Source organism: Streptomyces sp. NPDC054770, from assembly GCF_053611985.1.
Window position 1 is genome coordinate 272,378 of record NZ_JBSHBL010000002.1, and the last position, 8,291, is coordinate 280,668.

7 protein-coding genes are annotated in these 8,291 nt (G+C 73.7%); 4 read left to right on the plus strand and 3 right to left on the minus strand.

Annotated elements, in window-relative coordinates:
* Nucleotides 1–46 precede the first annotated feature (46 nt).
* Together ACWGKQ_RS03790 and ACWGKQ_RS03795 are read left to right on the plus strand one after the other, a co-directional pair.
* Nucleotides 47–781, plus strand: a complete 735-nt coding sequence (locus ACWGKQ_RS03790; RefSeq protein WP_453290238.1) for a beta-phosphoglucomutase family hydrolase — start codon at nt 47–49, stop codon at nt 779–781.
* Complete coding sequence (locus ACWGKQ_RS03795) at nt 778–3,123, plus strand: glycoside hydrolase family 65 protein (protein WP_453290239.1); 2,346 nt, start codon at nt 778–780, stop codon at nt 3,121–3,123. Before ACWGKQ_RS03790 ends, ACWGKQ_RS03795 begins: the two co-directional genes overlap by 4 nt.
* Before the next feature lie 174 nt (nt 3,124–3,297).
* Here ACWGKQ_RS03795 and ACWGKQ_RS03800 read toward each other — a convergent pair whose 3' ends face one another.
* Together ACWGKQ_RS03800 and ACWGKQ_RS03805 are read right to left on the minus strand one after the other, a co-directional pair.
* Nucleotides 3,298–4,194 (minus strand): M56 family metallopeptidase, encoded by an 897-nt coding sequence (locus ACWGKQ_RS03800; RefSeq protein WP_453290240.1) that lies wholly within the window; start codon nt 4,192–4,194, stop codon nt 3,298–3,300.
* Nucleotides 4,191–4,574, minus strand: a complete 384-nt coding sequence (locus ACWGKQ_RS03805) for a BlaI/MecI/CopY family transcriptional regulator (RefSeq protein ID WP_217544993.1) — start codon at nt 4,572–4,574, stop codon at nt 4,191–4,193. The genes ACWGKQ_RS03800 and ACWGKQ_RS03805 overlap by 4 nt, the downstream gene beginning before the upstream one ends.
* 146 nt (nt 4,575–4,720) lie before the next feature.
* Between ACWGKQ_RS03805 and ACWGKQ_RS03810 the strand changes: the two genes are divergently transcribed.
* On the plus strand, nt 4,721–5,668 hold the full coding sequence (locus ACWGKQ_RS03810; RefSeq protein ID WP_453290241.1) for a lysylphosphatidylglycerol synthase domain-containing protein: 948 nt from the start codon (nt 4,721–4,723) through the stop codon (nt 5,666–5,668).
* Between the two features lie 10 nt (nt 5,669–5,678).
* Here ACWGKQ_RS03810 and ACWGKQ_RS03815 read toward each other — a convergent pair whose 3' ends face one another.
* Nucleotides 5,679–6,362: a phosphatase PAP2 family protein gene (locus ACWGKQ_RS03815; RefSeq protein ID WP_453290242.1), complete on the minus strand. Its 684-nt coding sequence runs from the start codon at nt 6,360–6,362 to the stop codon at nt 5,679–5,681.
* Nucleotides 6,363–6,639: 277 nt separating this feature from the next.
* Here ACWGKQ_RS03815 and efeU point away from each other — a divergent pair.
* The coding region (gene efeU / locus ACWGKQ_RS03820) for an iron uptake transporter permease EfeU (RefSeq protein WP_453290243.1) at nt 6,640–8,291 on the plus strand (1,652 nt) is incomplete at its 3' end.

Sequence of the window (8,291 nt, forward strand, 5' to 3'; positions counted from 1 at the left end):
GCGGGCGCCACCCCCTTGAAGCCGTCCGGTGGGGAAGATGCGGGTCATGACTGCACTCGGTCTGCCCGAGACCATCCAGGCCTGTCTCTTCGATCTCGACGGGGTCGTCACCAAGACCGCCGTCGTGCACGCCGCGGCCTGGAAGGAGACCTTCGACGCCTTCCTGCACGGCCGCGACGGACAGCGGCCCTTCGACGCGGTCGCCGACTACGACGAGTACGTCGACGGACGCCCCCGCGCCGACGGGGTCCGCGCCTTCCTCGACTCCCGGGGCATCCACCTGCCCGAGGGCACCCCCGACGACCCACCGGACGCCCCGACCGTGCACGGCCTCGGCAACCGCAAGAACGAACTGCTGCTGGAGAAGATCCGCACCCAGGGGGTCGAGGCCTACGACGGCACCCTGCGCTACCTGGAGGCGGTCCGCGCGCAGGGGCTGCGCACGGCGATCGTCTCCTCCAGCGCCAACTGCCGTGACGTACTGCGCTCGATCGGCGCCGAGCACTTCTTCGACGTCCGCATGGACGGGGTCGTGGCCGCCGAGCGCCGGCTGCCCGGAAAGCCGCACCCGGACACCTTCCTGGCCGCCGCCCGTGACCTGGGCGTCGAACCCGCCCATGCCGCCGTCTTCGAGGACGCCCTGGCCGGGATGGACGCGGGTCGCGCGGGCCGTTTCGGGTACGTCGTCGGCGTGGACCGAGTGGGCCAGACGGACGCCCTGTACACACACGGCGCGGACACGGTCGTGAAGGACCTCGCCGAGCTGGGAGGCAAGCAGTGATCACGCACCGGGCGTACGTCGTGGAACCCTGGACGGTCCGCGAGACCGCGCTCAACCTGGACGTGCTCGCGCAGAGCGAGTCGGTGTTCGCGCTCTCCAACGGGCATGTCGGCTGGCGCGGCAACCTCGACGAGGGCGAACCGCACGGCCTGCCGGGCAGCTACCTCAACGGCGTGCACGAGGTGCACCCGCTGCCCTACGCCGAGGCCGGCTACGGCTACCCCGAATCCGGGCAGACGGTCATCAACATCACCAACGGCAAGATCCTGCGGCTGCTGGTCGACGACGAGCCCTTCGACCTGCGCTACGGCCGGCTCGTCACCCATGAGCGGGTCCTCGACCTGCGCCGGGGCGTCCTGGAGCGGACCTGCGAATGGACCTCGCCGGCCGGCTCCACCGTACGGGTGCGTGCGACCCGGCTGGTGTCGCTGACCCAGCGGGCGATCGCCGCCGTCTCCTACGAGGTGGAGGCGGTCGACCGGCGCTGCCGGATCGTGGTCCAGTCCGAGCTGGTCGCCAACGAGCAGCTGCCCGGGTCCAACGGCGATCCGCGCACCGCGGTGGCGTTGGACTCGGTGCTGGAGCAGGAGGACAACTTCGCCTCCGGGCACCGGCTGCGCATGGTGCACCGCACCCGGCGCAGCGGACTGCGGGTCGCGGTCGCCGCCGACCACACGGTCTCCGGTCCCGAGCGGACCGAGGCCCGCGCCGAGAGCGGTGTGGACGTGGCCCGGCTGACCGTCACCTCCGTGCTGGAGCCCGGGCAGCGGCTGCGGGTGGAGAAGTTCGTCGCGCACGGCTGGTCCGGGGTGCGCTCGCTGCCCGCCATGGCCGACCAGGTGGACGCGGCGCTCGCGGCCGCCGCCCACGAGGGCTGGCAGGGGCTCGCCGACGACCAGCGCGACTACCTGGACGACTTCTGGTCCCGCGCCGACCTGGAGGTGGACGGCGACGAGGAGGTCCAGCAGGCCGTCCGCTTCGCCCTCTTCCACGTGCTCCAGGCGGGCGCCCGCGCCGAACAGCGGGCGATACCCGCCAAGGGCCTCACCGGCTCCGGGTACGACGGGCACGCCTTCTGGGACACCGAGATGTTCGTGCTGCCCGTCCTCACCCACACCGCCCCCGGCGCCGTCGCCGAGGCGCTGCGCTGGCGGCACAACACCCTGCCGGCCGCCCGCGAACGCGCCGCCCAGCTCGGTCTGGACGGGGCCGCGTTCCCCTGGCGGACCATCGCCGGCTCGGAGGGCTCGGCCTACTGGCCGGCCGGCACCGCCGCCTTCCACGTCAACGCCGACGTCGCCGACGCGGTGGTCCGCTATGTCGCCGCCACCGGCGACACCGACTTCGAACGGGACACCGGCGTCGAACTGCTCGTGGAGACCGCCCGCCTGTGGCGCTCGCTCGGCCACCACGACAGCCGCGGCGCCTTCCACATCGACGGCGTCACCGGCCCCGACGAGTACAGCGCGGTCGCCGACGACAACACGTACACCAACCTGATGGCCCGGGGGAACCTGCTGGCCGCCGCCGACGCCGTCGAACGCCACCCGGGGCAGGCGGCCCGGCTCGGCGTCGACGCGGAGGAGAGCGCGGCCTGGCGGGACGCCGCCGAGTCCGTGCACATCCCCTACAACCACGAACTCGGCGTCCACGAGCAGCACGCCGGGTTCACCCGCTACCAGCGCTGGGACTTCGAGAACACCCGCCCCGAGCAGTACCCGCTGCTGCTGAACTTCCCCTACTTCGACCTCTACCGCAAACAGGTCGTCAAGCAGGCCGACCTGGTGCTGGCGATGTACACCTGCGAGGCGTACTTCGACGAGGAGCAGATCGCCCGCAACTTCGCCTACTACGAGCCGCTGACGGTCCGCGACTCCTCGCTGTCCGCCTGCTGCCAGGCCGTCGTCGCAGCCCAGGCCGGGCACCTGACGCTCGCCCACGCCTACACGGCCGAGGCCGCGCTGATGGACCTCGACGACCTGGAGCACAACACCCGCGACGGACTGCACATCGCCTCCCTCGCCGGCACCTGGATGGCACTGGTGGCCGGCTTCGGCGGGCTGCGCCACTACGACGACGGCGCCCGCTTCGCCCCCCGGCTGCCGGAGCGTCTGCGTCGGCTGGCCTTCAGCCTGCAACTGCGCGACAGCAGGCTGCGGGTGGAGATCGGCGCCGACAAGGCGACGTACACCTTGATCGACGGCCCGCCGCTCACGGTGTACCACCACGGAGAGCCGGTGACGGTCGGCACGGAGAGCCCGGCGGTACGGGCGGTACCGCCGACCAGGCCGGGCCCGGAACCGGGCCAGCCACTGCACAGGGCACCGAATCGGCCGACCTGAGCGATAGCTTTCTTGGGGCGCGGGGAACTGCGCGATCAGCCACACTCAACCGGCACTTCGCAACACATCCGGACCCTTACGGCGCAATCGGTTGTCCGCGGCGCCGTCGTGGCTGGTCGCGCCCACGCGGCGGCAGCCGCAAATCGATACAGCCCCGCGCCCCTGAAGGGCGCCTTACGTGAGGGCGTTTATCAGCAAGGTCACCAGATCGCTCGTCGCGTCCGCCGCGAACAGTGCTGCCAGGGCGCCCAGGGCGAGGACGGCCGCCGCGGCCGGCCAGAGGTACGGCGGCGGGGTCGTCTGCAGCGCCGCGATGCGGCGGGTGACCGCGCGGTCGGTGAAGTTGAGGGCGCAGGCGGGGCGCGCGGCGCGGCCCGCGCTGAGTGCCGCCCGGGCCAGCGCCCGGGCGGTGGTGCCGCGGTCCCCGACCGCGGTCGCCGCCTGCTCGTCCGCCCACCGCTCCACGAGGAACGTCACCGCCGAACGGACCGGGCCGAGCAGCGGATTGGCGGCCGCGGCGAGCGTCACCGCCGTCACCAGGCGGCCGTGCCGGTGCCGCAGATGGGCCCGCTCGTGGGCCAGCAGCACCCGCCGCTCCGCCGGTGCCAGCGCACCCAGCATCGCCGAGGTGACCAGGATGCGGCCCGGCCGCCCCGGGATCGCGAACGCCTGCGGCACCTCGCAGGCGGCCACCACCAGTTCGGTGTCCCGCGGATGCCCCTCGCACAGCCGCCGCAGCGCCCGCCGGGTGCGCCGCTCGGCCCGCACCGCCCGCTGCACCCGCCAGACCACCACGGCCAGCGCCAGCCACGCGGCTACGCCGATCACCTCGGGCACCGGGTCGGCCAGCGGGCGCCCGTCCTGGTGGGCCTCCCGGACCACCGGCGGGGCGTCGCCCAGCAGGGCAGTCGTCAGCAGGATCAGCGACCAGGTCGTCGCGGCGGCGGTCAGCGCGGCGGCACAGGTCAGCACGCGCGCCGCCAGCGCCGGCGCGACGCGGCGGCCGATCACCGGGCTGACCAGCGGCAGCAGCAGGGAGACCAGCAGCGGGGTGTAGACGTCGAACCTCATGCGCCGCCTCCGGCGAACAGGTTCCGCAGCGCCCGCTCCTCCTCCGGGCTCAGCCCGGACACGAACTGCTGGAGCGCGGCGATCGGGTCCGGGCCCCGGTCCAGGGCCTCGTGCATGGCCTCGGCGGTCAGCTCGGCCGCGTTCTTCGCCGGCCGGTACGCGCCGCGCCGCCCGTCCGCGTCCCGCAGCACCAGCCCTTTGTCGTACAGCCGCTTCAGGATCGTGTGCACCGTGTTGTACGCGAGCCCGCCGCCGATCTCGGTCTGGATCTCCGCCGGGGTCAGCGGCCGTTCGGTCGCCCACAGGGCCGCCAGGACCTCGCTCTCCAGCTCTCCGGCGCTGCGCCGCTCCGCCCTGCCGCGGGACCCTGTGCCAGCCATGGCACAACCTTACAGGTTGTAGTGCCGCCGTTCGTATGGACGTACCCGCGCTGCCTCCGCCGGTAAGTCCGGTTAATTTGTCAGTGTTTGTCCCTGAAGCCCATGAGGGTCCTGCGCACCGCAGGGGAACAGGGGTGGGTGCCTCGATGGTCCCGAACGTGAACGCCACGCCCGTGCCGGGCCGCCGGGGACTCTACTGGCAGAGCGGTGCCTGCCTCGTGCTGCTGCTCGGCGCGGGCTGGCTGGTCCGGCGGCACTGGCAGACCGTGGCGCACGGGGCGGTCCGGCTCGCCGTCGCCGACCAGGGATGGCTGCTGCTGGCGGCCGTGGCGGCGGTCGGCACCTGGGCGTCATCCGCGCTCGCCCAGCAGGGCGCGGTCACCCACCGATTGCCCGGCGGACGGCTGGTCGCGGCGCAGTTCGCCGCCTCGGCCGCCAACCACGTGCTGCCCGCCGGGCTCGGCGCGGGCGCGGTGAACCTGCGGTTCCTGATGCGCTGCGGACTGCCGGCGGTCCGCGGTGCCTCGGCCCTGGCGGTCAAGGCGGCGGCCGGCGCGGTGGTCCGGCTGGCCCTCATCGCCGCGCTCGCCCCGGCCTGCCCGGGGCTGCTGCGGATCCCGCGCGTGTCCGTCGCCGCGCTCCTCGCCGGGACCGCCGTGGCCGTCCTGGTCGCCGTGCCGCTCGGGGTCCGGGTGTGGTCCCGCTGCCGGGGCGCGGTGGGCGCCGTGGCCGCCGACATCCGGGCCCTGCACGCCCGTCCGGTCCGGGCGGTGGCGCTGTGGGGCGGTTCGCTGGCCTTCGTCGGGCTGCACGCGCTGGTCCTCATCGCCGTGACCCGGGCCGTCGGACTGCCGCTGCCCCCGGCCCGGGTGGCGCTGCTCTACCTCGCCGCCAGCGGCGCCGCCGCACTGCTGCCCACCCCGGGCGGCTTCGGCTCGCTCGACGCGGCCCTCGCGCTCGCCCTCACCGCCTCCGGAACCCCGGCCGCCGCGGCGGCCTCCGCCGTGCTCGGCTACCGGCTGCTGACCGTGTGGCTGCCGCTGCTGCCGGGCCTCCTGGTGCTGGGGCTGCTGCTCCGGCGCCGGGCGCTGTGACCCTCCTGGCTCACGGCGCGGCCACCGGTGTCTCCGGTACGCCGTCCCGCGCCCACGTCCTGGGAACCCAGCGGACCGCCACGCAGGCGCAGACGCCGAGCCACCCGGCCGCGAACAGCCAGCCGCCGATCACGTCGGTGCTCCAGTGCACGCCGAGGTAGACCCGGGTGGCTCCGACGGCCGGTCCCCAGCAGGCGACGGCCGCGCACCACGCCGTACGGCCGCTCGGGGCCCTGGTCCAGATCGCGAGGATCACGAGACCGGCGGCCAGCGCGGCCGTGGTGGTGTGGCCGGAGGGGAACGACCACCCGGAGGCCGAGGTCTGCCAGTCGGCCTGCGGCGGCCGGGGCCGGGCGACCAGCTCCAGCACGGCGCGCCGGGCCGTCTGGCCCAGGGCCAGGCAGCCCGCGCCGAGCAGCGCGGCGACCAGCCGCTGCCGCCGGGTGCGGCCCACGGCCACCCCGGCCGCCACGACCAGGGCGTACGGCACGACCCCGGTGCCGGTCGCGGTGATCCCGCGGGCCACGGCCACCGCCACGTCCGGCCGATGACCGAGGGACCAGGCCAGCAGGGTGCGGTCCGGGCCGAGCGGGGCGCCATGGCGGCCGGTCACGACCAGGGCCAGCACCGCGAACGCCGCCCAGGCACCGAACGCGACACTCCCCGCGAACTCCGCGGTCCTCTTGCGGTCCATGACGCCGACGACGGCCCTTTCGGTGGGGAGCGGTGCAGTGGCACCCGAGCGGTGACTACGAATGTGTAGACGGTCTACCCGAATGTAGACGATGGTCCCCCCGCCGGGCTTCCGGTTCGGGTTCGCCCGTGTCCGGTCGCGGCTTTTGCCGCACCATTGCCAGTTCATGACCGACTGACTACATGGGTGTAGTCATCATGGTCGGCGGAGTAAGGCATGCCTTCACTAAGTTCGAGCCAAGGGGCGGGGACGGGCCTGCCGGGGAGGGCTGCGACGGATGTGGGACGACGCGTTTCCTAGTTTCCTGATCGGGCTGAGGGAAGGTCTCGAGGCCGGGCTGATCGTCTCGATCCTCGTCGCCACGCTGGTGCGGGCCGGGGCCAGGAACCGGCTGTCGCAGGTGTGGACGGGGGTGCTGGCCGCGATCGCGCTGGCCCTGAGCTTCGGTGCGGTCCTCACCTTCACCGCCGCCTCCCTCTCCGCGACCGCCCAGGAGGCCTTCGGCGGCACCCTCAGCGTGATCGCGGTCGCCTTCGTCACCGCGATGGTCTTCTGGATGCGCCGCTCGGCCCGCGGCCTTGCCGGCGAGCTCAAGGACAAGGTCACCGGCGCTCTGGCCATGGGCTCGGGCGTGCTGGTCCTGACCTCGTTCCTCGCGGTCGGCCGCGAGGGCCTGGAGACCGCGCTGTTCCTGTGGACCACCGCCCGGGCGGCCGGCGAGTCCGCGGGCCCCCTGACCGGCGCCGGTATCGGCCTGGTCCTGGCGGCCGGCCTCTGCTGGGGCCTGTACCGGCGGGTGCTGAAGATCAACCTCACGAGGTTCTTCACCTACACGGGCGCCGTCCTGATCGTGATCGCGGCCGGCGTCCTCGGCTACGGACTGCGCGACCTCCAGGAGGGCGGCGTCTTCCCGGGCAACACGGCATACGTCTTCGACCTCAGCGGCCACATCGACGCGGGTTCCTGGTACAGCACCCTCCTCCAGGGCGTCCTCAACATCACGCCGGCGATGACCTGGCTCCAGGTGATCGGGTACGTCGGCTATCTCGCCGTGGTGATGACCCTGTTCGTGCGCGGAGTACGTACCGGTACGCCGAAGCCGGCCGCCGGGCAGCCCGAGCCGACGGCGCCCGCCGACCGGTCGGAGCCGGAGCCGCAGCCCGCCGCGGACCGACCGGAACCTGCCGCGGACCGGCCGGAACCCGGCCCGGAGCCCGTGGGGGGATCGCGTCGGCGTCCTGCCTGGGTGGTTCCGGTCGCCGTGGTCGCCGTCCCCGCCGTGGCCGCCGGGCTCGTCGTCGGCCTGGCGCGGCCCAAGCCGAGCGGCGGGCAGACCGTCGCCGTCTCCGAGACCGAGTGCGGCAAGGGCTTCACCGCGCCGAAGCCGGGCCGGCAGACCTTCCAGATGCAGAACACCGGCAGCAAGACCGCCGAGGTGTATCTGATCGACCCGAGCAGCAACGCGGTCTACGGCGAGGTCGAGGGCATCGCCCCCGGCACCACCCGCGATCTGGTCGCCACGGTGACCGGCGGCACCTACGCCTGGCGCTGTGTCCCCTCCAGCGGCAAGGCCGTCACCTCCGGCTCGGTCACCGTCAGCGGCGGCACCGGCAGCGCCAAGGCGGTCGTACCGGTCTCCGAGAACGACCTCGCGGCGCCGCTGAAGGCGTACAAGGCGTACGTCGAGCAGGGACTTGCCACCCTCGTCGCGCAGACCCGCACGCTCGACGCCGACATCGCGGGCAACCACCTCGCCCAGGCCCGCACCGACTGGCTGACCGCCCACCTCACCTACTCCTCCCTCGGCGCCGCCTACGGCACCTTCGAGGACTTCGACAAGAAGATCAACGGCCGCGCCGACGGCCTCCCGGGCGGCGTCGCCGACCAGGACTTCGCCGGGTTCCACCGGGTCGAGTACGGGCTGTGGCA

Excerpts from the sequence above, each read along its gene's own strand:
- ACWGKQ_RS03790 (WP_453290238.1), top strand. The coding sequence starts at position 47 with ATGACTGCACTCGGTCTGCCCGAGACCATCCAGGCCTGTCTCTTCGAT.
- ACWGKQ_RS03800 (WP_453290240.1), bottom strand. The coding sequence starts at position 4,194 with ATGAGGTTCGACGTCTACACCCCGCTGCTGGTCTCCCTGCTGCTGCCG.
- ACWGKQ_RS03805 (WP_217544993.1), bottom strand. The coding sequence starts at position 4,574 with ATGGCTGGCACAGGGTCCCGCGGCAGGGCGGAGCGGCGCAGCGCCGGA.
- ACWGKQ_RS03810 (WP_453290241.1), top strand. The coding sequence starts at position 4,721 with ATGGTCCCGAACGTGAACGCCACGCCCGTGCCGGGCCGCCGGGGACTC.
- ACWGKQ_RS03815 (WP_453290242.1), bottom strand. The coding sequence starts at position 6,362 with ATGGACCGCAAGAGGACCGCGGAGTTCGCGGGGAGTGTCGCGTTCGGT.